Raw genomic sequence first — 26,077 nt, 5'->3', positions numbered from 1 at the left:
TTACCATGAGCAAGAAACAGAAGACTTACACCGCAGAATTTAAAGTTGAAGCAATAAAATTGATTGAAGCCAATCAAGGCAATGTATCGGAAACAGCCAGACAACTTGGCATTTCAATGCAAACTCTTTCAAATTGGAATAATAAAGCAAAGACTGGCACCTTAGCAGGCACTAAACAATATTCACCTGATCTAAATGCCTTACTCGAAGAAAATAAAAAGCTCAAACAACAGCTCAAAACAGCTGAAATGGAACGTGAATTTCTAAAAAAGGCAGCAGCGTACTTTGCGAAAGAAAGTCAGTAAGGTACGCCTATATGAAACAGCAAAGACATTTATTCCCGATTAGCTTTATGGCTAGATTACTTCACGTTTCAGTGTCACGATTTTATGATTGGCTAAAACGAGGCATGAATAAAAGATTGGTTCAGCGAAATCAACAGACAATTTTGGTCAAAATAGCTCATGAGGAAACTAAACAAAGCTATGGCTATATTCGATTAACTAAGCATTTACAAGCGCAAGGTATCAAAATCAGTACGTATGCTGTACGTCAAATAAAAAAGCTCAACCAGCTGTATTGTAAGCGTCATAAGCGTTTCAAAAGAACTACGAAGAGTGATCATAATCGAGCGATCTACGCAAATTTACTAGAGCAACAGTTTTCAATGACTAAGCCCAATCTTGCATGGTCAAGCGATATTACATACATTTGGACTGCTGAAGGTTGGTTATACTTGGCAGCAGTAAAAGACCTGTACACGAAACAAGTGGTTGGCTATAGCTTAAATGAGCGTATGACCGCACAACTTGTTTGCAATGCACTGACTATGGCGATTCGTAATCAAAAACCAACGAAAGGCTTAATTGTTCATTCGGACAGAGGCAGCCAATATTGCAGCCATGAATATCGAAAGATACTGGAAAAATGTGATTTTCAAGGTTCAATGAGCAAACGTGGGGACTGTTACGATAATGCACCGATTGAAAGTTTCTGGGGCATACTCAAGAATGAATTAGTGCATCATTGCAACTATAAAACCAGAGATGAAGCTAAAGCAGATATTACAAAATACATTGTGTTATTTTATAATCAGCGAAGAATTCAAAAGAGTTTGGATTTTAAAACGCCAAATCAAATAGCAGAGAACTTTTATCGGTTAGCTGCCTAGCATATCCCAAGTGAAAGTCTCCTGCTAATTCAGCACATATCAAATTAATCCTTTATCAATCTCTAATCATTCGTCCATGACCATCCAGTAGTTAACTCTTAACTCGTGGTCAGAGACATATCCATGTTTTATAAGTCATCGCTATTTTTTCATATTTATGAGAACTGAATGTTGAAGTAGATTCATAGAGGTTATGAATAGATATCAATGCACTCTTCAGCAAATTGTCTTTACAGATGCTTGAAGTGATTATGATAATTAATCAGGAAACAGCGGAACATCTTTGAATATTGTCTGATTTATACCCATTGGTAAAAGCCAGTTCAGAAAGCCCTGTAGTTTGATTAGATGAGCTGGATAATTTCATATTTATAATCAAAGGCTTTAAAGCGAAAGGGCTTTTGCAGCCCGATTATCTTATTATTAGGCTACATCGAATGCTTTGCTGTCGTGTTTGCTATGGCAGCTGATACTCTGAGAAAAACCTAAGAATCAAAGCTAACGAATGGTTGTGTATTATCTGATTAAAATCAGTGTCTAATCGATCTAAATTAGAGATAAAACAGTATTTGTTAAAGTAAATGATTAAGTGCTAAATGTTTTGTGGACATAGATGCTAAGTTTCTTGAATCTATCTTTTCATACAAAATATTGACGAAATAATGCTGCTGCCAATATTCCTGCTGCAATCGCCAACAGCGGTTTCTTAAGCGCTAGCATAACGATTAACGTCGTGAGTAATGCTAAACGTGCTCCATTATCACCTTCCACAGCTATAGGTGCTAAAAGTGCAACCAGCACAGATCCAGACATCGCATTAATGAAACGCTGTACGCGATCACTAATAGGAACATATGACATAATTAGAACACCACCCCAACGAGTGGCTAATGTCACAATGGTCATAATTAAAATAATAATCAATGGATAAGTGGTGCTAATTTCTAGGTTCATACTTGTTTCTCTTTCCAGAAAATCCCTACGATTCCGCCAAATAAGGCACCCACAACGACATGACTATTTTCTGGTAAATACCAATAAGCCAATAATGAACTACAGGCTGCGATTGCCCAGATCACCAGTATTCTTAGATTTTTTTGTCCGCCCACAACCATTGCCAGTAGAAAACAAGCCATGACCATATCTAATCCTAGCAATGCAGGATTATGAATGACATTACCAAAGTAGAAACCAAGCCCTGTGCCTAAAACCCACGCGAGCCAAAGAGCAATGCCTCCTCCAAACAATAACCCCATCCCTGATTCACCACGATTAAATGCTTGGAGTGAGAGTGCCCAATTTGCATCAGAAATAACCAGTAAGATACTGTATCGTTTGATGGGAGGGAGGTGGCGTAGCCAAGGATAAAGAGATGCGCCCATTAAAAGATGCCGAGCATTGATAAAAAAAACTGTGATTATTAAGGGAATGAGTGATATTTGTGCACCCCATAGTTCTAAAGTCGCAAATTGAGATGCCCCCGCAAAAACAAAGATACTCATTAACATGATGGAGCTATTGTCTAGTCCAGTTTGAGTTGCAGCTAAGCCGAAAGCAGCCCCAAAAATTACCACGAAACATGAAATTGGAAGAAGACTTTTAAAGCCAGACCAAACTTGGGAATAGCTTAAACTGTAAATATCTTGGTCAGCATTCGACAAAATAACGTCCTTATTTTTAAAACTTACTGGTGATTTATATACTTAATGATAGCTGATGAAGATTAGAGGATTTTTCACTTATTTTGTAATAAATTATGGTCTTATAAAGATAAAATGAAAAGCCTATAATTCTTGCATATATTATTCGAAAATCGAATGCTTAAAGATAATTATAAATCTACAAAATCTTCAGATTGGTTGAAATGTTGTGTCGCAGTTGTTGAGATCGATTGTCTTTCAAGTACGGTATTGGAATTATATTGGTCAAAATCTGCTGTAAGTATGCAGCTAAAAAAATTGGGAAAAGCTTTAAAATGCCATTTTTAATTAGAATTTATAGACAAATTTAATTCACTTTGAAAGGGCACTTCCTTTTATGCTGAGCAAGCTGGCTACTGGATTTACATCATGAAGGATGAATGGCATTTCATAGTGAAGAATGAACTGGTCTCCTCGATAATTAAGCTGCTAAATATTTAACCAGCTGTTTTAAAAATTTTTCATCTTATTAGATTGCTATTGAAATAGAATAGATTTGCGAAAAATCTACTAAAATCCTTCTTAATTTGATCGCATTAATTCGACCATTTCTGCATCATTAATCTTCTCTTTTCTAAATGCTTGGTTCTATTATAAGCCCGACCATGCATGTTTTTGACTTGATGAGCCAGTTGTTGTTGCTCAATTAGTTCAATTGGAAAATCCAAACCCTCTTCTAAAATTCTACTTTTAAATTTTGGCTAACATCACGTTCACATAATCCGATTGAAACTGCATAGCGGAGGATTTGACTGCATTTTACTTTGAGCTTTTTGGGCTGCCTCTAGTTTTTCTTGCTTTTCATAAATATGACAAAACTTAAAGATATCCGTTGGTTTAATTTCATGGATAGCAATTTGAAAACTAATGGTATTGCGCTTTTTCATGTATGGCCAATTGTAGTAAAATTTCCAATATTTATAACCATTTTTGTGAATAAATAAAGACCAAGACCATCTGAAGTTCGTTGATGTTTATTAGGATTTGCTTTGAGACTTTTATCTTACTATCAGTGAGACTTTTGAAGATTTTTGGGATTTTTACAGCACAAGGTTTTGCGTATAAAAGTTTGTACTGTAAAAAAATATTAGTCTACAAGAGATTTAATAAGATCAATTTAGACTTTAAATATCATAAACAATTGATTTTATTTTAAAAGTGAGTGAATTGGAAAAGTGAAAAATAAACCATAAAATGGTGCGCCCTGCGGGAGTCGAACTATTAGGCTATCTAATTGAATTTTAATTATATAATTTAGGCGGTAAATGTTTTGTACCGCATAATGTACCGTGAAAAATAAAAGTGCTACCTAATTTGTTATTTTTATAATTGGGTATTGATCTGATAGCGAGTGCTGCGCCCACCACCTTCCAGTTTAATTATACAGTCTTTTTCTAATAAGTTCGATAAATGGCGGGTTGCTAGCGTTGTCTAGTGCATCTAGTTTGATATTTGCTAAGCTTTCAGCTTGATCTGAGCTTGGGTAAGTTTGTTCAAGTGTGACATCTAAGCATTGAGCAAGAGAGGAGCGTAAGGAGTATATAATATACTTTTGAGGTCTCATTTTTAATCGCTGGTGAGGCAACAAGATTGACAAGGAGGGTGTCTAAGGTGATTTTTTCTTTTGCTGAAGCATTTTGGCTTTGCCTAAACAGCATTCCAATTTTTTGATGAATATGCCGAGTTTTGGGTAAAATAATTTCATCTTCCCATGTTAAATTTGTCTAGTTATCTGTTTGCCAAATCCATTTATATATCTTGGATCTCTGCTTAAAATATTTCCGGAAAGAGCCATATATAACACTTATGTAGCTCAATTTTTGAGCTGAATGTTGGGTTTAATTAGCTCTTATTGAATTGGTTGGCCTAATGTGAAATATTTATTTAATTCCAATGCCATTGAACGCCAGCTTGCTCATGTGCCCCAGAATAGAATTCGCTCGGCCTATAACCGAGCACAGTACTGGGATGAAAGGGTAAGGTTGATGGAGTGGTACGGGGAGCAGGTAGAAGGATGGATGGCTCAGTATTGAGCCTTTTCTTTCTAGTTACTTATAGTCTTTATATTCTTCATATTCCCTATTAATCAATTTTTCTAGAAGTTCTGATTCAGAAATATTGTCAATCTCTGCTAATTCTTTCAATCGAACTTTTGTATTTTTTCTTAAGGGTAAGTGGAATTTCTTTTTAAGATTATCCTTATTTTTTGATCTAAAAACATTTTGCTGCCATGATTTTTTAAGTTTATTTAAATTATTAATATATTTTTCTCTATTGTTAGTGTAAAGATCGTCAAAATAGGCATAGATATAATTCTCATGTAACTTTTCTTTTTCAAAAATAAATTGAGGGAAAACAGTGTATTTAAAATTTTTATCAATATAGTTTTTGCTCCATTCTATGAAATCTTTATCCTTAATATATTTATTTAGATTTATTTTCTCTTTTTTTACTTTATCAAACTCAGCAATGTAGTTTTCTAAGTCTATATTTCTTTGAACTATATTAATCGTTATTTCAGGGTTTAAGTAAATCAAAGCTAAAATAAAAATTCTAGGATTGTTAATATTTTTATGAACTTTCGGATTATTAGTCTGTCTATACAGTCTAGATTTAGAGGGGTGTTTATATAGTATATAGTTATTAATTTGATTCGATGTTCCTGAGTTTTTGAATCTCTTAAGTATACTTTCTCTACTAAAAATAAATATATTATAATCTTGGGTAAATCTATTAATTAAGAACCAGCATAATCTGTCATCTTTTAGGTATAGGTTAATATCAATATTTAAAAAATATTCTTCCTTTTCTTTGCGGCAATTATTAACAAAGATATCTATATCTTCTTCTTCGAGATTGGATAAAGTTTTTTTTATATAATCAAACAAATAGTCGTAAGAATATTTTTCATTAAAAAAATCTAATAAATTACGAGGGCTATAATTATCATTGCTAGCCGCTTTCCAAGCTATCCATACATACTCATGCTCTTTAAAGCCTCTTAAAAGTTTGTCAATCAAAAGCCCTTTACTGATATCAGGATCCCTAGAAGCTAAGCCAATTTGCATTAATTATCCGTAGTATTTTTTGTAGTATTTATAGTAATATTTTATCTAGTATTTTTCAATACTAAAATCACGTTAGATTCTTAGAAATCATAGCTTATAGACATTTTTTACTAGCTATTAATTAGGTTTTAGCTTAACTCTAGCTTTTTTGAGGCTAGAGCCTACATGACTTTAAGCGTAGAGCAGGAAGAAAATATGCTTAATGCGGGGAATGGGTGCTGTACTACAGGAGGAATTTGGACTCCCTAGAGCTTTGGTTTTATATACTATCTTTTATTAGCTAACACCCTATTGAGAAGTAAACGTATACATATACTGAATTCCTTATCTCTTATGTAACTATCACACATATAGGTTTAAACATGAGAGATTCAATTAACCAAGAACAACTTACACTTGAGATTGAGAACTTCTTAAAACGTCTAAAAGGAAGAAGTAAAGAATGGGATGGGTTTTACTCACAGCTTACAGATCTATTATTAGACTTTGATGATATTTATGATCCTGATGATGAATACACAGGTTATCTCCAGTTCTTTGTTATCCTGAGATATGACTTACAAAGAATAGACTCTGATTATTTTGATCTTAAAGATGAATTGGAAATGATTGGGTATAGAGAATTGAGGTTACAGTTCTTAAAATTATCTAAGGCTTTCGAAAAAGATTATAAGATTATTGAAAAACAGAAAGATGAAAATAAAATTGAAGTACAGAAATATTGTAGATCAATACTTAATAAATGTAGTCGAATATTAGTCACTCGTGTGGACTTGGGTTATTTGCAAGAATATTCTAGTCGAATCAGAGTTGAAGATATTTATAAGGACTTAGATATACTGCTTAATCGTATCCAAAATAAAGATGGCATATTTAAATATGTGATCGGGTATATATGGGGAGTAGAGCAAGGCGGTAAAAGTAAAGGTTTTCATTGCCATTTAGCAATCATTTATGATACTGCCTATCGTGATGGAAGCGCAGCATATTGGGGGAATAAAATTATCGAGCTATGGAGGGATATTACTAGAGATTATGGTCAAGGCTATAATTGTTGGAACCGCGAACGCGTAAAGGAGCATCGAAGTAGAGATGAGCTGGGGATCGGTTTGATTTATCGTCGCGATTCAACCCAAGTGGCAAATTTTATTAGAGCAATGGAATATATTGCTGATCCTCACAAACGTACTCCTCAATACTTACGAGTTAAACCGAGAGGGCGAAGAGTATTTGGTAAAGGTCAGTTAATAGCGCAGTATGATAGATGCTAAATGAAAATAATCTCAGATATACATTATCTAGATGAAAACGAGTTTTTTAACTTTGCAAGGCTTGCCCATCGGTGAGCCTTTGTCATTTCTAGAGGTATATATTATGAGTTTAAATTGTCCTTATTGTTTTTCGGATCAGGTTATTCAAGTGGTCAATCAGCAGGTGAATGGTTCTGATTCTACAGGTCTAGCAGCATCAGCTTCGTTTGCCACTATCGGTGCATCCATTTCAAAGGGTTTGCCACTGCCTGTATCTCCATTCATTGGTGGTATTGCAGGTGCAGTCATTGGTGGTCTATTTAGCAGCATGTTTGATGAGCCGAAAAAGCCGATCACTATGACCTATTATCACTGCAATCACTGTCAGCAGAATTTTCGTTGAATCATCATAGGAGATAAGAACGATGGCACATCAAATCGAACAAATCGCCTATGTGGGCGAAACCCCTTGGCATGGTCTAGGCAATCAGCTTAGTCCGAATCAACCATTAGAAGTCTGGGCACAGCAAGCCGGGATGGACTGGCGGATTGAATCCTCTAACGTCAGCTACATGGCACAGAATGAACGTGGTCAGAGCATCATCATGCCATTTGAAGAACAGCGTGTCTTGTATCGTTCGGATACACATGCGCCTTTATCTGTGGTTAGTCAGCGTTATCAGGAAGTTCAGCCTAAAGAGATTCTGGAGTTCTACCGGGATCTGACTGAGCAATCTGGCTTTGAGTTAGAAACCGCAGGGGTTTTGAAAGGTGGGAAGAAATTCTGGGCTTTGGCGCGTACCGGGCAAAGCACAGCACTGAAGGGCAAGGATGTCAGCAATGGCTATATCTTATTGGCAACTGCCTGCGATGGCACTTTAGCAACCACCGCACAATTCACCAGTATCCGGGTGGTATGCAATAATACCCTGGCGATTGCCTTGCGTGGACAGAGCAGTAGTGCAGGAGTGGTGAAAGTTCCGCACAGCACCAAATTTGATGCCGATAAGGTGAAACAGCAGTTGGGGATTTCAGTCCGTCAATGGGAAGATCATATGTACGAAATGAAACAGCTCACGCAGCGTAAAGTCAGCCAACAAGAAGCCGCTGCTTATTTTGATGCGGTATTTAACAATACCAGTATGAGCATTGCAGATCAGGAAGAGAATATCATTCAGTTCTATCGTAATGTAGCCACTCAAGCCAGTTCAGCTGCCAAGAAGGTTGAACCCAATGGACGTGCCATGAGCAAAGCTTTGAACATGTTTAATGGTCAAGGCCGTGGTGCGGATCTGTCCTCAGCCAAAGACACTGCCTATGGTTTACTGTGCTCGATCACCGAGTTTGCCGATCATGAACGCAGAGCTATGAGTACGGATCACCGTCTGGACTCAGCTTGGTTTGGTGCAGGTGCAGGTCTTAAACAACGAGGACTCGAACAAGCACTTGCCCTGATGAGATAAGTCATCTTCCACTATTCAATATCACGACATCAAGTGTGAGTCATGTAACAACAACTATGGAAGGCTCACCCCAAGTCATCCATAGCCAAGTCAATGTCATAGAGAGCCATACCCGACGCAAGTCGGGTATGGCTTTTTTATGCCGCACATTTTTTACAGCAATCGCAATTTATAAGGATCAAGTCATGAATCAAATCGTACCGATTACCAGAAATCAGCATCCTCATCTCCCGATTTTAAATGAGATAAATGAATCCAATACCGCAGCTAAAAGAACAGTGACCGCCAAGCGTTTCGCCAATACCAAAAATATGGATTATCAAACATGGCTTGAAGTCCGTAAGCAAGGCATTGGCAGTAGTGATGCAGCGACTGCCTGTGGACTTAACCCCTACATGTCGATGCTGGAATTATGGCTAATCAAAACAGGAAGGCAAGCTCAGTCTATTGGCGATGACAGTTCAGGTGTAGCACCACTGTATTGGGGCAAGCAGCTTGAACCCTTGGTGGCTGAGTTCTACAGCATGCATACCAATCACAAGGTCAGACGGGTTAATGCTGTGCTTCAACATCCTGATCCAGATAAGTCTTTTATGTTGGCCAATCTTGATTATGCCGTGGTGGGCAATGAGGATGTTCAGATTTTGGAATGTAAAACCGCAGGGGAACATGGGGCTAAACTGTGGCGTGATGGCGTACCTTTATATGTCTTGTGTCAGGTGCAACATCAGCTGGCAGTGACAGGCAAACAGGCAGCGCATGTCTGTGTACTGATCTGTGGGCATGAAACCAAGATCTTTAAAGTCACTCGTTCTGAATCGGTGATTGAACACATCGTAAAAGCAGAGCGTTATTTCTGGGACTGTGTGGAAAAGGATACTCCGCCATCTGTGGATGCCAGTGAATCCGCAGCCAAGGCCATCCTGCAACTGTATCCAGCACATGTGCCACTCACCGTTGAAGATCTCAGCCAGAACGAACAGGCCAATTTGATGTTCAATCAGTTCATTCAGCTGAGGGAAGAAATCCAGCATCAGCAGGAACGCTTTGATCAGCTCAAGCATGAAATCCAGATGCTGATGAAAGATGCTGAACGTGCCACCTTTGCCCATGGTTCCGTGGTCTGGAAGAAAGGCAAGGACTCAGTCAGTCTGAATATCAAAGCCTTACTCCAGCATCAACCTGATCTTATCACTCAATATCCCTTGGAAAAGCTGGGCAGTCGTCGATTCAACATCTATACCGACTAAGTCAGATCTAGAACACCAAATCGAAAATGCACAAAAATCGCTCCCCGCTCTCTACCCCATGAGTAGAGAGCAAATCGGTCGCGATTTCCGTAGCACACTTTAAACAGTGAACTCATCAGGATGGCCTGTGTTCTGGCCTACATATACATCGTCAAATCCGTAAAGTAATAAATGAAGGAATATCACCATGATTAAAGGTCTCGCGATTACCCCACCTATATTAGGGCGTATCAGTATTGGTCGTATCGTTGAAAAGAATGGTAAGCGTCTGCCTGAAAAGGATGATCAATTCACCATTACCTCACAAATTCAGAATAAGGATGGATGGGTCAAACATCCACTCGATGAGCAGCTTCGTGCTCAAGCACCGAATCAAAAAATCAGAACCATACCAGTACGTATGATCTTCAATGATCCTGAACTGAACCTTCGCGCTGAATATAGTTTATTTGATCGTCAGACAGGGAGACCTGTTTGTGTCGGCAATGGAGAAACCTGTCAACGTTTAACCACTCAAGGGGTAGAACAGCATCTATGCCCATCCCCAGATTTATGTCCATTGGCGCAAGGAGGGAACTGCAAGCCTTATGGGCGCTTGCATGTGAATTTAGATGAGTCGGATGAATTTGGAACCTTCATCTTTAGAACCACAGGCTTTAACAGTATTCGAACCCTGACTGCACGTTTGGCTTATTACAGTGCTGCTTCTGGTGGATTACTGTCTTGTTTACCATTGCAACTCACCTTAAGAGGAAAAAGCACCACGCAAAGCTATCGTCAACCGGTGTATTACGTGGACTTAACATTGAGGGAGGGAATCAGTCTGAATGATGCGATTGTTCAAGCTAAGAAAATTGATGACGAGAGTAAGGAAGCTGGGTTTTATCAAGAGGCTGTGGATTTTGTGGCGCGGCAGGGTTTTGCCAATGCAAGGATGGGGATAGATATCGAAGAGGGCTTGGATGTTGTGGAGGAGTTTTATCAGCATGTGGAAGGGCAGCCTGTTGAAGACAAGCAAACTGAGGAGGCGGAGACTACATTTAATCTTCAGCAGGGATTGAAAGGATCGGTGACGGCTTTGAACTGAATCGGACAGGGTAAAACCTTACCAGATTGCCGTATCTAATGAGCGAAATGCTCGCATCATTTAGATTAGGAGTAATACATGAACATGTTCACAGGCCAAACATTCCAGATGAACCAAATCATCAACTTGAAGGAAGTTATTCAGATTACAGGTTTAAGCCGTGCAACGATTTATAACATCATGGATGAGCGTCATAAACACTATGATCAGACTTTTCCTAAGCAGGCTAATTTAACAGTAGGTCGTGTGGGATGGTCAGCTTGGGAAATTAATCAGTGGATTGAAAGTAAGTTGACGAGCCGATAGGAGATGGGAGCTTCGGCTCCCTTATTTTTTTGAAGTGAACTTGTAATATTTAAACTTAAATAGCTACTCAAAATATGATCTGATAAGCTGGCGTACAATATAAAATTTATTTCACATTTCAGTATTGAAGACGTAAAAGTGTGAGCTTTAAAGTATGAAGGGGTAATATGTCAGATAATCAAGAAGAAATAATTAATCAGTATTCAATTGATGTTGAATCTACTTCAGCTTTAAATTTTGTACTCCAGCAGAATTCTATTGCATTAATTAGCAAGGTTATCCTAACTACTGAAAAGGACGTCGGTTCTTCAAAAGTTATAGTACGATCAAATCCAGAGTGTTTCAAAGAATATGTGACCAATATTTCGAATCTGACTGCGGGACAATCTTTAGCTATTGAAAAACCAAAGTTAATTTTTGATGTAAAATATTTATTGGAGCTTCCCGAAAATATTAAAGCCAATATAGAAGTGATTTGGCTGAGTGAGACAGGTGAAATTTTAGTTGAGCATCATCTTGAAATTGATGTACTGACAATAGACACTTGGGGAGGGGAAAAACAGCCCATAGAATTATTGGCAAGTTTTTCTCAACCGAATTCCTCTTCATTATCTCCACTTTTAGTTTCAGCCAGTGAAATTCTTAAATCCCAAAAGCAAAGTGTTCTTAATGGATATTTAGATCGCGACAGAGAATCTGTGGTAGCACAATTAAACGCTGTATGGGAATCATTACTCAAACAAGAAATTCATTATATTGTAAATCCTGCAAGCTTTATAAAGTCTGGACAAAGAGTTCGTTTAGCCAAACAAGTTTTAGGAGAAAAGCTAGCTTGTTGTTTAGATAGTACACTGCTTTTAAGTGCTTTAGCTGAACAAGTCGGTCTGGATACCCTAATTGTTATTGAAGAAGGGCATGCATATTTAGGAATCTGGTTGAATGAAACTCCGAATATTGATTTACTAATAGATGATATTCAAATTCTTAGAAAACGGTTCGATTTAGGTGAGCTTGTTTTTATTGAAACAACCTTGATTACACAAGGTGCTTCTTTCTCACAAGCAATGAAAACAGCAAGTGCTTATATCAAAGATGAATCACGTCACGATAAATTCTATATAGCGATTGATGTTAGACAGGCGAGATTAAGAGGAATAAAACCAATATCTGCGCAAGGTGATACTAAAGAATACTTAGATGACACAGAAATTGAATGGTCAAATGTATCTATACCAGATTATGAAGTAGAAAAGCACTCAGCAGTAAAAACAACACGTGTGGATCGTTGGCTAAGACGTTTATTGGATTTAAGCCTGAGAAATAAATTATTAAATTTTAAAGATAATAGATATAGCATTCCGCTGCAGTCTTCTGATATTACGTTGGCAAAGTTAGAGGATGCTTTAGCAAATCAAGAAGGATTTTTATTTAAAAGTACTGAAACTATCTCATTAAAAGAGGTTCAGCGCGATAATGAAAAGCAATATATCAATCGATTTGTAGATGAAAATCTTGCGCGTAATTTATTATTTAGTCCTTTAGATACATCTGCTTTGGAAAAACGTTTAGTAGAGGTATATAGAGCTTCACGTACAGCAATTGAGGAAGGAGGTGCAAATACACTGTTTCTTGCTATAGGATTCTTAGAGTGGAGAGAATCTGAGCGTTCAAAAAAGATATTCAAAGCTCCCTTGCTATTGATTCCTGTACAAATTACTCGAGAAACTGCAAAAACAGGTTATCGATTATCTATCTATGATGATGAACCACGCTTTAACTCAACTTTATTACAATTGATAAGACAAGATTATGATTTAGAAATATCAGGTCTTAATCCTCTACCCATAGATGATTCGGGTGTGGATGTGAATAAAATTCTCCATATAGTACGCAAGGCGATTATTAATATTCCAGGATGGGAGGTTAAAGCGGAGGCGGCAATTGGACAGTTTTCTTTTTCTAAATATTTGATGTGGCTAGATTTATCAACTCGCATGGAGCAGTTAAAGAATCAAGCTGTAGTTAACCATTTAATCGAAACGCCAAGAGAGCCATTTGTAAAGCAAGAGTCTTTTCCTCTCCCATCCCAGCTAGATCAACAGTACTTACCTCAGCAGCTATTTACACCTTTATCATCCGATTCCTCTCAACTTGCCGCTGTAATGTCCGCAGCATTAGGTCGAACGTTTGTTTTATCAGGCCCTCCAGGTACAGGTAAATCACAAACCATTACGAATATGATTTCCCAGTGTTTAGCTGATGGAAAATCAGTTTTATTTGTATCTGAAAAAATGGCAGCTTTAGATGTGGTTTATCGGCGTTTGACCCAAGTTGGACTGGCTGAATTATGTTTACAACTACATTCTTCAAAAGCTCAGAAAATGGAAGTACTGGATCAGTTACGTATAAGAGCAGAAAAGAATAATGATCCGTACTTTTTGAGTTCTCAGCCAAAAGGCACTGAGTGGCAAAAGCTATCTGATAAATTAGTCAGGACTCGCGATGAGCTTAATCAGCATGTAAAAATACTGCATGAACAACATAGTATTGGCTGGACACTATATGCAGCTATGAGTGATGAACTGCGTTATCGTGAAATTAATATATTACGATATCCAGATATCGACATTTCATCATTAACGGCAGAAAAAAGAGAAAATTTAACTGAACTTGTAGTAAAAGCTGCTGGGCTTGCAAGCTTGATTGATAAAAACTCTAGACATATTTTAGAAGGGTTTGGTGAAGGAATATCAGATTCTATATGGAATCTTGTATGGCAAGAAAATTACAAACTAATTCAGGATCAACTTCCTGAAAAAATTAAAAGGCTGAAAGAGGTTATTGCACCTTGGCAAAAATCATTTGAATTAAGTGAAAAAAATAATCTAAAAGAAATCCAAGAAGATTTTACCTTGTTCAGTAGAATTTTTGAGCTTGTTCAGAAGACCGATTTAAAGACATTAAAAATTGTTAAAGACCTAGATATTTCTAGTGTAAAAACAGCTAAAGAAATAGTTGGTGATTTGCAACGATATCGTCAAAATCTGGTGGGGCAGTATCAGCCTCAAATATTCCAAATAGATTTAAATCAACTCAATTTCAAATGGAAAGAGGCTGAATCTAAATTTTTCCCTTTATCGTGGATTGGCAAATTTCAACTTAGAAATCTAATAAAAATATATCAGTCGTTTCCACAGCGACCAACATCTTTGGCAGTAACTCAGGATTTACCAACTTTACAACATATTCAAAATTTACAATTACGGTTTGCAGAATGTGAGGCTAAAATAGCAGTCCAGCTTGGGGAGCTTTGGCAAGGTGAGGCTAGTAATTGGGAGGAATTGATAAATCTCCATGCTCAATGGTTGGATATTAAACAAATAGTTGAAAAGAAAATTACTCATCAAACTCCGCTCGTCTCTGCACTGAATTATGCTAAAGAAAATCATTTAGATAATATAAAACAAGCTTTATCTGAAATTGAAGGTTTGTTTGAGGCATTAATTTATGATGATAAGTTGGAAGTTGTACGCAATAAAAAAACTTACGCAGACGTGCCTTTTGAAAGTTTATTAGAGCGCCAGCAAGAATTACAGAAACACGGTGGACAATGGCGTCATTGGTTAAATTGGCAAGCGATTAAGCAGCAATTAAATTTAAGTGGATTGAAGCCTTTAACGCATACTTTATTAGAACAAGAAAATTTGCAGGATGACGTTGTTAAATTATTAAACATTAATCTTGCAAGACAATGGATTACTTATCAATTTAGTAGACATCCTGAACTGAATCAGTTCAATAGTGAGCAGCATGAAAAAAGGGTATTAAATTTTGCTCAGCAAGACATCGAACATCAACGTGCTTCAAGTGAAGAAATCATTTATCGCTGGAATAAAATATTTAAAGATCAAAATCAATTTAAAGAACAATGGAAAGTTTTAAATAAAGAGCTTGGGAAAAAAAGACGTCATATACCAGTGCGTGAATTAATGCGTCAGATACCTGAGGTGCTGGTTGGATTAAAACCCTGTTTATTAATGAGTCCACTTTCAGTAGCTCAGTATTTGGATACAGAAGCAAAATTTGATGTGGTAATTTTTGATGAGGCTTCACAAATTCCCGTTTGGGATGCAATAGGTGCATTGGCTCGTGGTAAGCAATCAATTGTAGTAGGTGATAATAAACAGATGCCACCAACAAGTTTCTTTGGAAAAGGTGATTCGGAAGAAGAGGTGGATGAAGAAGTAACAGAAGATTTAGAAAGTATTCTTGACGAATGTTTAGCAGCGCAATTACCAGAATTGGTACTTAATTGGCATTACCGTAGTCGGTATGAAAGTTTAATTCAGTTTAGCAATCAGAAATATTACAAAGGAAGTTTATTTACTTTCCCCGCTGCTGTGGCTAAAGATACAGCGGTACAGCTTCATATGGTAAATGGTATTTATGATAAAGGTGATACACGAACAAACTTAGGTGAAGCAAAAGCAATTGTTAAATTTATTATCCAACATTTGATCTCTCAAATTGGTAAAGATCAGCCATTAACCCTTGGCGTAGTTACTTTCAATATGACACAACAAAAACTTATAGAAGATATTTTGGACAATGAACTAGCGTTAAATCCAGAGTTAGAAACATTAAGTAAAGTAGGTATTGAGCCACTCTTTGTTAAAAATTTAGAAAATGTACAGGGAGATGAGCGTGACATTATTCTTTTCTCTATCACTTATGCTAAAGATCAAGAGGGGAAATTAAGCATGAATTTTGGTGCCTTAAATAGACAAGGGGGGCAGCGTCGTCTAAATGTCGCGATTACACGGGCACGTCAAGGATTGCATGTATTCTCGGCACTAAGCCCTGAAGAAATTAATTTATCCCGCACGAATAGTGAAGGTGTAAGAGATTTGAAGGACTTCTTGGTTTTTGCGCGTAGTGGACAATTACATTTAGCCAATCTCGTCAATAAAAAGCAGACTAAGAAAGAGTTAGTTCAATACTTACAGACTAAATTGCAAGATCTTGGATGGGGAGTGGATATTGGAGTTGGTCAGGGGGATAGTTCAGTTGATTTAGCGATTCGTGATGATTTGAGTTCTGGAAATTATATCGCTGGAATTTTAGTGGACGGAGAGAATTATGCAAATGCTGCAACCGCTAGAGATCGAGATCAGCTCAAACCTACAGTACTAAATGGCTTAGGTTGGGAAATATTTACCGTATGGACTGTAGATTGGTGGCTAGACCCCGATGCAAATTTGTCAAAATTACATAAACAGCTTAACATGTTGATTAAGGGTGAAAATGTAGCCTAAGAAAACAAATTCTTTAATAAATAAACGCTATATCATAAGGGTGAAGTATGACCGTAAAAGTTAGTAATATAGCTGTCAAAGTTTTAAAAGTTGATGATGAAGATAATGTAGTCTCCTATGCTATTAAAGCTGATATTACCAATATGAAAGATGATGAGTATTCTGAAGAAGACGTCTCAGTTGAAATTCAAGGTGTAGATGAAGATGGATTTGAGATTATCTCTGTTTACCTATCTGGTAATGTACAATTCAATACTACTAAAACGCTTACTGATAGAGAAGATTACCAAGACAAAGATGAATTTGATCAAGTAGTAAAATGGCAATTTGTTCATTAAATATTTAAATATTTAATTTATTAGAATAACGTCAGTACAGCATGTACTGACGTTATTTTTTTTATCTCTAGAAAATCTATGCTTATTTCAGGCACAATCAAACTAATTTAAAAATGCTATAGCTTTCACGCTTTGGAAATTGCTGGTATGTCGAATAATAATTTTTCTCAAGTTGCAGCCTTCATTTGGTCGGTTGCAGATTTACTTCGTGGCGACTTTAAACAATCGCAATATGGACGTGTCATTTTACCGTTCACCTTGTTACGTCGCTTAGAATGTGTGCTTGCGACAAGTAAAGCTGCGGTTGTAGCAGAGCATGAAAAAATTCAGTCACTCAACCTACCTGAAGACGCACAAGAAAAGTTCTTATTACGTGCCACCAATGACTTGGCATTCTTTAATACCTCGCCTATGGATTTAGGCAAGATGGGTCAAACCGATATTAAAGCCAATCTCAAAACCTATGTGCAAAGTTTTTCTAAAGATGCACGTGAGATTTTTGAGCATTTTAAATTCGATGAATTTGTCGGTTTACTCGATGATGCCAACTTACTCTATAAAGTCGTCAAGATGTTCGCCACGACTGATCTCAGTCCTGAAGCTGTTTCTAACCATGAAATGGGTTTAGTGTTTGAGGAACTGATCCGTCGTTTTGCCGAAGGTTCGAACGAAACAGCAGGGGAGCACTTTACCCCGCGTGATATCGTGCGCTTAACTACTTCTCTGGTATTTATGGAAGATGATGAAGCCTTAAGTAAAGAGGGTATTATTCGTACCATATACGACCCAACGGCAGGTACGGGCGGCTTTTTATCATCAGGGATGGAATATGTATTAGAGCTCAACCCGAATGCGGTGATGCGTGCTTTTGGTCAGGAGCTAAATCCTGAGTCTTATGCCATCTGTAAAGCAGACATGCTGATTAAAGGTCAGGATGTCAGCCGAATCAAACTCGGCAATACTTTATCTAATGACCAACTCTCACACGACAAATTTGACTACATGCTGTCCAATCCACCTTTTGGTGTGGACTGGAAAAAGATTGAACAAGATATTAAAGATGAACATCAAGTCAAAGGCTTTGATGGGCGTTTTGGTGCCGGCTTGCCACGTGTATCGGATGGTTCATTACTGTTCCTGATGCATTTGATAAGCAAAATGCGTAATCGTGACCAAGCCAATGATCAAGGTAGCCGAATCGGAATTATCTTGAATGGTTCACCGTTGTTTACCGGTAGCGCAGGCAGTGGTGAAAGTGAAATCCGTCGTTATATTCTAGAAGCTGACTTGCTTGAAGCGATTATCGCTTTACCCAATGACATGTTCTATAACACCGGTATCGCCACCTATATTTGGGTACTCAGTAACAAGAAAGATGCTGAGCGTAAAGGAAAAGTACAGCTGATTGATGGCAGTCATCTATACAGCAAGATGCGTAAGTCTCTCGGCTCTAAACGTAATGAGATGAGCGAAGACGACATCAAGACCATTATCCGCAGTTTTGGTCACTTTGAAGTGATGGACGCACGCACACTGGATAAACCCGCAGAAGTTAAGTCTAATCGTGGTCGCCAGTCTGCTAATCCTAAAAGTGAGCCTGCCAAAACCTTTGCCAGTAAAATCTTTAACAGCTATGAATTCGGTTATCGCCGCGTGACCATTGAACGTCCATTGCGTTTATCGGCACAGATTACAGATGAGGCGATTGCTTCTTTACGTTTTGCACCGAAGCCATTTAATGCGGTGATGCAAAGCATTTATGAGCAGTTTGGTGCGGCATGGACCGATGCAGCTACAGAGCAAAGCTATGGGAATTTATCCGAGGTTGCGCTTGAAGTGCGTGCCTTGATTAAAGCCGAATATCCTGAGCTTAAAGAAAAAGACATTAAAGATGTACTGGAGAGCAAAATCTGGTTATTCCAAAAAGAACTCATGCAAAAGGCTCAAGCCTTACAAGACCACATTGGCACGGCGCAATCAGACGACTTTAACCAGTTTGATGAAACCTTAAAACAAGCCTTTAAAGCGACGGGTATTAAGTTCGATACCAAAGAGAAAAAACAATTCCTAGATGCCATTATCTGGAAAAACCCTGAAGCGGAGCCAGTCATTAGTAAAGCTGTAAAAGGTGCTGAAAATCCACTTTATGGTCAGTTTACTTACAACGGCAAAGTGATTGAGTTTGTACAGGATGGAGATTTGCGTGATGCGGAAAATATTGCATTGAATCCAAATGTAGACACCACCGATTTAATTGAGACTTACTTTAAACGTGAAGTTCAGCCGCATGTGCCGGATGCATGGATTAATGCCGACAAGCGTGATGATAAAGATGGCGAGATTGGCATAGTGGGTTATGAGATTCCGTTTAACCGTCATTTTTATGTTTACCAACCGCCACGTGATTTAAAAGAGATTGACGCAGATTTGGATGCAGTTAGTTCTGAGATTATGAAGCTTCTGCAAGAGGTACATTCGTAATGGCGAAGTATCAGAAATATGCTGAGTATAAAGATTCAGGTGTTGAGTGGTTAGGTGAGATCCCCGACCATTGGCAAGTAAGCAAGGTAAAATATTTAGCTCCTTTTCAAGTTGGATGGACACCGCCAACTAAAGATGATGCTAATTTTATTGGGGAAAATCTTTGGGTAAATATCTCTGATCTGAAAGGCAAAACGATTACGAGTACATCGAAACAGATTTCTGATAAGGCTGCGCAAGAAGCTTCTATGGATATAACTCCTAAAGGATCTTTAATGTATAGCTTTAAATTATCTGTTGGTGCAGTATCTTTTGCTGGTTGCGATATGTATACCAATGAAGCAATAGCATCATTCTTAGATACAAGTAAGCTACCATTGTCATTTTTATATTATGTACTTCCAAAATTCATTATCGAAAATGCATCTACTAATATTTATGGTGCAAAGATTCTCAACCAAGAGTTGATAAAAAATGCCTCTTTGTTAGAGCTACCATTTAAGGAAGCTCAAATTATTGCCAATTTTCTAGACCATGAAACCACAAAAATTGACAGTCTGATTGAAAAACAACAACAACTCATTCAACTGCTCAAAGAAAAACGTCAAGCGGTGATTAGCCATGCAGTCACCAAAGGACTGAATCCAGATGTTCCGATGAAAGATTCGGGTGTGGAATGGTTAGGGGAAGTGCCTGAGCATTGGGTGCGTTATGCGATTAAAAACCTATGTTATGTTAATGATGGTAATCATGGAGAAGAATATCCGACTGAGGCTGACTTTGTTGAGAACGGGGAAGGCGTTCCTTTCATTCGCGCTGGTGATTTTGAGGACTTCCGAGTTGTAAGTAAAAACTTACGCTATATTTCTCACGAGAAAAATAATTCTATGCGAAAAGGTAGGTTGCAGGAAAATGATATCCTTTTTGTCAATCGGGGAGCAACTATCGGTAAATTATGTATTATTGATAATGCTTATGCTGGGTCAAATTTAAACTCGCAAATAGCTTACTTAAGGGCTGATAAAACGTTAGTAGATTATAGGTATCTCACTTATTTTCTTTCATCTTTGTATACACAGACAAATATAGTTTCTTCAATATATGGTGGAGCTTTACCTCAGTATCCTATTCAAAATATTATTAATCTTGATGTTTGGTCTGGTGGCCTTGAAGAACAATCTATGATTGCAGACTATTTAGACGAACAAGTTCAGATTATTGTTTATTTGATTGGTAAGTGTGAGTTGGCGATTAAATTACTACAAGAACGCCGAACCGCACTTATTTCCGCAGCAGTCACAGGCAAAATCGACGTACGTAATTGGCAAAATCCTAATAACAACAATGAGGCTAAAACGGAGTTGGGCGCATGAGTTTAGATGCTACTCGGGAAAATAATTTCCAAAATGATATGATTCAGCACATGCAAGCCAGCGGTTGGGTATTGGGTACAGCCAAACAGTATGACCGTGAAAATGCATTGTATAGCGCAGACGTTTTAAACTTTGTACAAACGACTCAGCCTGAAGAATGGAATAAGTTTTGCCAAAACTATCCTGTCGATTCAGAACGACATTTTATTGATGCCTTGGTGGTACAACTAAAAAAAGCTGACATCAATGCCACCGATCAAGCTTCACGTAGTTACGGAACATTGGGTGTGTTACGTCATGGGCTAAAAATTCGTAATGCACGTTTTAAATTGTGCCAGTTTAAACCTGAGCATAATCTCAATGCCGATACCTTGGCACGTTATGAACAGAACATTTGCCGTGTGGTGCCTGAGTTGGTGTATAGCCCATACGCCACAAAAGCAGAATTAGAAAGTACCGGTGTACAAGCCAAAAAATGGCGCATTGATCTGGTACTGTTTATTAATGGCTTACCTATTTCTACATTGGAGCTTAAATCTGAATTTAAGCAAACTGTGCAAAATGCCATTACCCAATATAAAAAAACGCGCTTGCCGAAAGACCCTGATACCAACAAGCCTGAACCCTTACTGACCTTTAAACGTGGTGCATTGGTGCATTTTGCCGTGAGTCAGTATGAAGTCTATATGACCACACACTTGGCAGGCGACAGCACCTTTTTCTTACCCTTTAATAAAGGTACGCATGACGGTGGTGCAGGCAATGATGCACCCGAAGATCAAACTCGCTATGCCACCGATTATTTGTGGAATGAAGTTTTAACGCCTGACATTTTGCTGAATATTCTCGGACGTTTTGTTCACTTGAATATTGAAGACAAAGAAGATGCTGAAGGACGTAAATACAAAAAAGAAAGCCTGATCTTTCCACGTTATCATCAGTGGAAAGTGGTAACCAAACTGGTTCAAGATGCTAAAGATAATGGCACAGGGCATAAATACCTGATCCAGCACAGTGCCGGTTCAGGTAAATCTAATTCGATTGCGTGGACAGCGCATCAGCTTTCTACCTTGTACGATGAACATGGCAATAAACAGTTTGATTCTGTAATTGTGGTGACGGATCGCACCATCCTAGATGCCCAGTTACAAGATACGATTTATCAGTTTGAACATGCCGATGGCGTAGTTGGACGAATAAACAATAAAGAAGGCGATGGCTCTAAGTCGGAGAAACTGGCAACATCTTTAGAAAAATCTCAACCGATTATTATTGTCACCATTCAGACGTTTCCCTTTGTACTCAAAGCCATTGAAAACAGCACCGCATTAAAAGAAAGACGTTACGCAGTCATTGCCGACGAAGCACATTCATCACAAAGCGGTTCAACGGCGCGACAACTCAAAGAAGTCTTGATGACTGAGAGCAGTGATGAAGATGTCATGCTGTCTTCAGAAGATATTTTAGATGCAACCTTGGCAGCACGTCGTGCCAATCCAAACGTCAGCTATTACGCCTTTACTGCAACACCTAAAGCCAAAACCTTGGAATTATTTGGACGTTGCCCAAATCCTTTATTGCCACCGTCAGCAGAGAACAAGCCTGAACCCTATCATGTCTATTCCATGCGCCAAGCGATTGAAGAAGGCTTTATTTTAGATGTGCTGAAGAACTACACCAACTATAAAGTGGTGTATAAACTGACGCAAAAACTGGCAAGCAAAGACCATGAGGTGGATGCCAAAAAAGCCAAGGTGAAGGTCAATCAATGGGTACGTTTACATGACCACAATATTTCACAAAAAGTAAAAGTGATCATTGAACATTTTAAAAAGAATGTGATGGGCTTATTGGGTGGTCAAGCCAAAGCTATGGTGGTGACCAGTTCACGTAAAGAAGCCGTGCGTTATAAATTGGCCTTTGATAAATATGTCACCGAACAAGGCTATCGGTCAATTCAAGCGATGGTGGCATTCTCGGGGGAAGTTGAGTTTAACGATTCAGACCCGAACAGCAGTGCCTTGGTTGGGCAGAAGTTTACCGAACACAACATGAACCCGAATTTAAAAGGGCGTGAAATGCGTAAGGCATTTGACAGTGATGACTATCAGGTGATGTTGGTCGCCAACAAGTTTCAGACTGGTTTTGACCAACCGAAACTCTGTGCCATGTACGTGGATAAAAAACTTGGTGGGGTAGAGTGCGTACAAACGCTTTCTCGTTTAAACAGGATGTATCCGGGTAAAGCCGAGTCAGGCACTTTTGTACTGGATTTTTTTAATGAACCAGATGAGATTTTAGAAGCTTTTCAACCTTATTATCAAACCGTTGAACTGGCAGATGTCACCGATCCAGATAAAGTGTTTGAGCTGTTTAACAAGCTTAAAAGCAATGGCATCTTTTTGTGGTCTGAGGTTGAGCAGTTTGCTACGGCATTTTTTAGCCGTAATAAATCCAATGCGGTACTGGCAAATATTTGTAAGCCTGCTATTGAACGTTGGCAACAGCGTTATAACACGGCCATTGCAGCTTATAGCAAAACTAAAGACATGCTGGAACGCTGTAAACAAACCAGTGATGCGGTACTGGTGGGTAATGCTGAAAAGGATTTTACTGAAGCCAAAAAAGCCAAAGATGAACTGGAAATCTTTAAAAAGGATTTAGGCACGTTTACCCGCTTTTATGAATTCATGTCACAGATCGTTGATTATGATGATAAAGCGCTGGAGAAGCTAAGTCTGTTTGCACGTAATCTGAGACCGATGTTACGTGAAAATACCATTTTGGATGATGAGATTGATTTAAGTAATATCGAAATGAGTCACTATCGCTTATCCAAACTGCGTCAGATTGATATTGAGTTACAAGCCAATAATGGTGAGCATCAATTAGAGCCGAGTAATGATGTGGGGAGTGCGACAGGTAAGGACAAAAAGGAAGATTTTTTATCCAGCATTATTCATCGTTTAAATGAAGTCTTTGTGACAGATAAGCTAACCGATCAAGACATGATCAATTATGCCAATACCATTGCAGATAAGGTCTATGAGAATAATGGGGTAATGTCACAGATTGCCAATAATACCCGTGAGCAGGCGATGTTGGGAGATTTCCCTCGTGCTATTGATGATGCCATTCTAGGCAGTCATGAAGCACATAGAGAGCAAATGATGCAATTGCTTTCAGATCCATCTAAAGCCCATGTTTTTGGTCATTTGATTTTTGATATGTTGAGCAGTCGACAATTTTAGAGGGGAGAAGGGAAAGAAAATGCAAATTGATGCCCAAGTAAAAAGTATTTCAGATATTAATCAATTCTTTATTGTTCCAGATTATCAAAGAGAATATGTCTGGAAAGTTAATGATCAAGTAAAACAATTCATTACAGACATAGATAATGCATTTGAAACTTCAAATAATGATTCAAGCTACTATTTAGGGTCAGTTATTATTGTTAAAAAATATGATAATTATGATGTCATAGATGGTCAGCAACGTCTTACTACAATTGTACTAACTCTTTGTGCATTAAAAGATTTTTTAGAGAGTATTACCCGTACTGAATCTGCTGAAAACTTTTATAATGCAATTAAATCATGGTTGTCGACTTTCAATATGAAAACGGCATCCCATCAAAACCGTGTAGAGTTGCAATACGAAGAAAGCCAAAATTATTTAGGCTATCTTATTCATAAAAAAGAATACAAAGGTAAGGTTACACCATCTATTCAAAAAATGCAGGCAGCCTATGATGCGATGTATGAGTATGTTGCAAGTTTGAATAATGAAGGACAAGAGCATCTAGTTGATTTTATTAGTTTCTTCTTTAATAAAATTGTCTTGGTTTTTATTGTTTCTGCAGATCTTCATGGTGCATTAAAAATATTTGAAACCAGTAATCAGCGTGGCGCAAGTCTAGATGCTATGGATTTGGTTAAAAATCTGATTTTTAGTGAAGCTAATGAAAAAGATTTTCCAGATATTAAATCTAAATGGAAAACGATTGTTGGAAATATTCATGCCTGTAATGAAGGGGAGAATCCATTACGCTTCCTACGATATTTTTTAATGGCGCGTTATTATAATAATGGAATTTTACGTGAGGAAGATATCTATAAATGGATCATTTCTGAAGGTGAGCCATTAATCAACTATAAAAAGAAACCAATGGAATTTGTGAATGCATTATTAAGTGCTTCAGAACGTTATTCAAAACTAGTTAATGCGACAAGTTTAGCTGACCATCATCAAACGTATCATGCTGTAGTTAGCATCGGCTACATTAATAAATATATGTCTAGACAGCACTTATTACTATTGTTGGCATTAGATGTTAATTGTGAAGATGAATTAATTAATTATCTTGCGAAACAATTAGAAACTTTATTTTTTGTGAATAATACCTTAGGTATACAAGCGAAATATAATGAGAATAATTTTAGTATGTGGGTGCAATATTTCCGCGGTTTAAAAACTATTGAACAAGTAAAAGTTGCTGTTGAAAAAAAAAATATTGCAAAATATATCACTAAAAAGGCAGCAGAATTTAAACAAACTTTCTTAACGAAACGTCATGATGCTTTTAATCCGCTATATCGTTTGCGTTATATTTTAGGTACTTTAGAAAATAAAGCTGCTGAGCTCTGTAATATGCCACTGAAGGATCATGGGTTTATACAAAGTCTGCAAGTCGAACATATTTTGCCTCAGACTCCTAAGGCAGATGTAATTCCTGAAGCATATGGAGTTGACTATTTAGAATATTCTGGTCAGGTTTATATGTTAGGTAATGTGACATTATTAGAAAGTCAGATTAATCAGGCAGTTAATAATTTCAATGACCTAAGTGCGGATTGGTTTGAGCAAAAGCAATCTGAATATAAAAATTCAGCATTAGTACTGAGCAAAATGCTAGATGATGAATTTAGTATTGGTAAAAATACCTCAACGAATCAATTTATTCATGATTATAACTATGCTTTTACTGAATGGAAAAAGGAACAGATTCAACAGCGTCAGCAAGTTTTACTGAATTTAGCTCTTTTGTCTTGGACAATTAATGGACAAAGAATAGACCAATATAAATTTACTGATGAAGATGAGCAACGTTCAAATACAGATCAAGTTGCTGAAGAGGCATTATGAGGGAAAATATAAGTTAGGGTGAGATTAGATAGCTCTAAAGAATTACATGATGTTGTGTAATTCTTTGCTGAGATGATGCCTAGCTTTTTATTTCAGCGACCGCTTGTAGATGATAAAAACTTATTAATAG

Annotated in this window: 16 protein-coding genes and 3 pseudogenes; 14 read left to right on the top strand and 5 right to left on the bottom strand. The window is 37.6% G+C overall.

Annotation, left to right across the window (positions count from 1 at the left end; all coding sequences use genetic code 11):
• Positions 1–5 precede the first annotated feature (5 nt).
• Positions 6–1,171, top strand: a protein-coding gene (locus tag H0S58_RS10130; protein WP_085940850.1) for an IS3-like element ISAba21 family transposase whose coding sequence is annotated in 2 segments (ribosomal slippage) — positions 6–264 and positions 264–1,171 — 1,167 coding nt in all. Because the reading frame shifts where the segments join, the coding sequence is not laid out codon by codon here.
• Between the two features lie 639 nt (positions 1,172–1,810).
• Here H0S58_RS10130 and H0S58_RS10125 read toward each other — a convergent pair.
• The 4 genes and pseudogenes from H0S58_RS10125 to H0S58_RS13810 all read right to left on the bottom strand — a co-directional run.
• Positions 1,811–2,125 (bottom strand): AzlD family protein, encoded by a 315-nt coding sequence (locus tag H0S58_RS10125; protein ID WP_195726449.1) that lies wholly within the window; start codon positions 2,123–2,125, stop codon positions 1,811–1,813.
• Entirely contained in the window at positions 2,122–2,832 is a 711-nt protein-coding gene (locus H0S58_RS10120) for an AzlC family ABC transporter permease (RefSeq protein ID WP_195726448.1), read from the bottom strand. The genes H0S58_RS10125 and H0S58_RS10120 overlap by 4 nt, the downstream gene beginning before the upstream one ends.
• Before the next feature lie 575 nt (positions 2,833–3,407).
• Positions 3,408–3,554 (bottom strand): annotated as a pseudogene (locus tag H0S58_RS14025) (integrase); the annotation flags it as partial.
• Between the two features lie 731 nt (positions 3,555–4,285).
• A pseudogene (locus H0S58_RS13810) lies at positions 4,286–4,571 on the bottom strand (DUF4172 domain-containing protein); the annotation flags it as partial.
• 168 nt (positions 4,572–4,739) lie between these two features.
• On the opposite strand from H0S58_RS13810, the pseudogene H0S58_RS13805 reads away from it, so the two are divergent.
• Positions 4,740–4,904, top strand: a pseudogene (locus H0S58_RS13805) (integrase); the annotation flags it as partial.
• Positions 4,905–4,919: 15 nt separating this feature from the next.
• Here H0S58_RS13805 and H0S58_RS10115 read toward each other — a convergent pair.
• Positions 4,920–5,939 (bottom strand): hypothetical protein, encoded by a 1,020-nt coding sequence (locus H0S58_RS10115; protein WP_227592235.1) that lies wholly within the window; start codon positions 5,937–5,939, stop codon positions 4,920–4,922.
• Between the two features lie 362 nt (positions 5,940–6,301).
• Here H0S58_RS10115 and H0S58_RS10110 point away from each other — a divergent pair, with 362 nt between their 5' ends.
• From H0S58_RS10110 to H0S58_RS10055, 12 genes are all read left to right on the top strand, one after another.
• Positions 6,302–7,210, top strand: coding sequence for an inovirus-type Gp2 protein (locus tag H0S58_RS10110; RefSeq protein WP_195726447.1), 909 nt, complete (start codon positions 6,302–6,304; stop codon positions 7,208–7,210).
• A gap of 103 nt (positions 7,211–7,313) precedes the next feature.
• On the top strand, positions 7,314–7,592 hold the full coding sequence (locus H0S58_RS10105; RefSeq protein WP_195727600.1) for a hypothetical protein: 279 nt from the start codon (positions 7,314–7,316) through the stop codon (positions 7,590–7,592).
• Between the two features lie 22 nt (positions 7,593–7,614).
• On the top strand, positions 7,615–8,652 hold the full coding sequence (locus H0S58_RS10100; protein WP_195726446.1) for a DUF932 domain-containing protein: 1,038 nt from the start codon (positions 7,615–7,617) through the stop codon (positions 8,650–8,652).
• A 185-nt stretch (positions 8,653–8,837) separates the two neighbouring features.
• On the top strand, positions 8,838–9,902 hold the full coding sequence (locus H0S58_RS10095) for a YqaJ viral recombinase family protein (RefSeq protein WP_195726445.1): 1,065 nt from the start codon (positions 8,838–8,840) through the stop codon (positions 9,900–9,902).
• A gap of 187 nt (positions 9,903–10,089) precedes the next feature.
• A complete protein-coding gene (locus H0S58_RS10090) occupies positions 10,090–10,989 on the top strand; it encodes a hydrolase or metal-binding protein (protein WP_195726444.1) in 900 nt (299 codons plus the stop codon).
• A 78-nt stretch (positions 10,990–11,067) separates the two neighbouring features.
• Positions 11,068–11,295: an AlpA family phage regulatory protein gene (locus H0S58_RS10085; protein ID WP_195726443.1), complete on the top strand. Its 228-nt coding sequence runs from the start codon at positions 11,068–11,070 to the stop codon at positions 11,293–11,295.
• Positions 11,296–11,462: 167 nt separating this feature from the next.
• Complete coding sequence (locus tag H0S58_RS10080) at positions 11,463–16,610, top strand: DUF4011 domain-containing protein (RefSeq protein WP_195726442.1); 5,148 nt, start codon at positions 11,463–11,465, stop codon at positions 16,608–16,610.
• 47 nt (positions 16,611–16,657) lie between these two features.
• On the top strand, positions 16,658–16,948 hold the full coding sequence (locus tag H0S58_RS10075; RefSeq protein ID WP_195726441.1) for a hypothetical protein: 291 nt from the start codon (positions 16,658–16,660) through the stop codon (positions 16,946–16,948).
• A 147-nt stretch (positions 16,949–17,095) separates the two neighbouring features.
• The gene (locus H0S58_RS10070; RefSeq protein ID WP_195726440.1) at positions 17,096–19,429 is read left to right on the top strand and encodes a type I restriction-modification system subunit M; all 2,334 of its coding nucleotides are present in this window, start codon (positions 17,096–17,098) and stop codon (positions 19,427–19,429) included.
• Complete coding sequence (locus tag H0S58_RS10065; protein WP_195726439.1) at positions 19,429–20,802, top strand: restriction endonuclease subunit S; 1,374 nt, start codon at positions 19,429–19,431, stop codon at positions 20,800–20,802. Before H0S58_RS10070 ends, H0S58_RS10065 begins: the two co-directional genes overlap by 1 nt.
• Positions 20,799–24,053, top strand: a complete 3,255-nt coding sequence (locus H0S58_RS10060; protein WP_195726438.1) for a type I restriction endonuclease subunit R — start codon at positions 20,799–20,801, stop codon at positions 24,051–24,053. The genes H0S58_RS10065 and H0S58_RS10060 overlap by 4 nt, the downstream gene beginning before the upstream one ends.
• A 19-nt stretch (positions 24,054–24,072) precedes the next feature.
• The gene (locus H0S58_RS10055) at positions 24,073–25,947 is read left to right on the top strand and encodes a DUF262 domain-containing protein (protein ID WP_195726437.1); all 1,875 of its coding nucleotides are present in this window, start codon (positions 24,073–24,075) and stop codon (positions 25,945–25,947) included.
• Positions 25,948–26,077: the final 130 nt, after the last annotated feature.

This window comes from Acinetobacter sp. TTH0-4 (assembly GCF_015602665.1).
Lineage (GTDB): Bacteria > Pseudomonadota > Gammaproteobacteria > Pseudomonadales > Moraxellaceae > Acinetobacter > Acinetobacter albensis.
The sequence above is the reverse complement of the archived record's forward strand: the minus strand, read 5'-3'. Positions and strand labels throughout refer to the sequence as shown.

Excerpts from the sequence above, each read along its gene's own strand:
- H0S58_RS10090 (WP_195726444.1), top strand. The coding sequence starts at position 10,090 with ATGATTAAAGGTCTCGCGATTACCCCACCTATATTAGGGCGTATCAGT.
- H0S58_RS10110 (WP_195726447.1), top strand. The coding sequence starts at position 6,302 with ATGAGAGATTCAATTAACCAAGAACAACTTACACTTGAGATTGAGAAC.
- H0S58_RS10060 (WP_195726438.1), top strand. The coding sequence starts at position 20,799 with ATGAGTTTAGATGCTACTCGGGAAAATAATTTCCAAAATGATATGATT.
- H0S58_RS10055 (WP_195726437.1), top strand. The coding sequence starts at position 24,073 with ATGCAAATTGATGCCCAAGTAAAAAGTATTTCAGATATTAATCAATTC.
- H0S58_RS10065 (WP_195726439.1), top strand. The coding sequence starts at position 19,429 with ATGGCGAAGTATCAGAAATATGCTGAGTATAAAGATTCAGGTGTTGAG.
- H0S58_RS10125 (WP_195726449.1), bottom strand. The coding sequence starts at position 2,125 with ATGAACCTAGAAATTAGCACCACTTATCCATTGATTATTATTTTAATT.
- H0S58_RS10085 (WP_195726443.1), top strand. The coding sequence starts at position 11,068 with ATGAACATGTTCACAGGCCAAACATTCCAGATGAACCAAATCATCAAC.
- H0S58_RS10115 (WP_227592235.1), bottom strand. The coding sequence starts at position 5,939 with ATGCAAATTGGCTTAGCTTCTAGGGATCCTGATATCAGTAAAGGGCTT.
- H0S58_RS10100 (WP_195726446.1), top strand. The coding sequence starts at position 7,615 with ATGGCACATCAAATCGAACAAATCGCCTATGTGGGCGAAACCCCTTGG.
- H0S58_RS10095 (WP_195726445.1), top strand. The coding sequence starts at position 8,838 with ATGAATCAAATCGTACCGATTACCAGAAATCAGCATCCTCATCTCCCG.
- H0S58_RS10105 (WP_195727600.1), top strand. The coding sequence starts at position 7,314 with ATGAGTTTAAATTGTCCTTATTGTTTTTCGGATCAGGTTATTCAAGTG.
- H0S58_RS10075 (WP_195726441.1), top strand. The coding sequence starts at position 16,658 with ATGACCGTAAAAGTTAGTAATATAGCTGTCAAAGTTTTAAAAGTTGAT.
- H0S58_RS10070 (WP_195726440.1), top strand. The coding sequence starts at position 17,096 with ATGTCGAATAATAATTTTTCTCAAGTTGCAGCCTTCATTTGGTCGGTT.
- H0S58_RS10080 (WP_195726442.1), top strand. The coding sequence starts at position 11,463 with ATGTCAGATAATCAAGAAGAAATAATTAATCAGTATTCAATTGATGTT.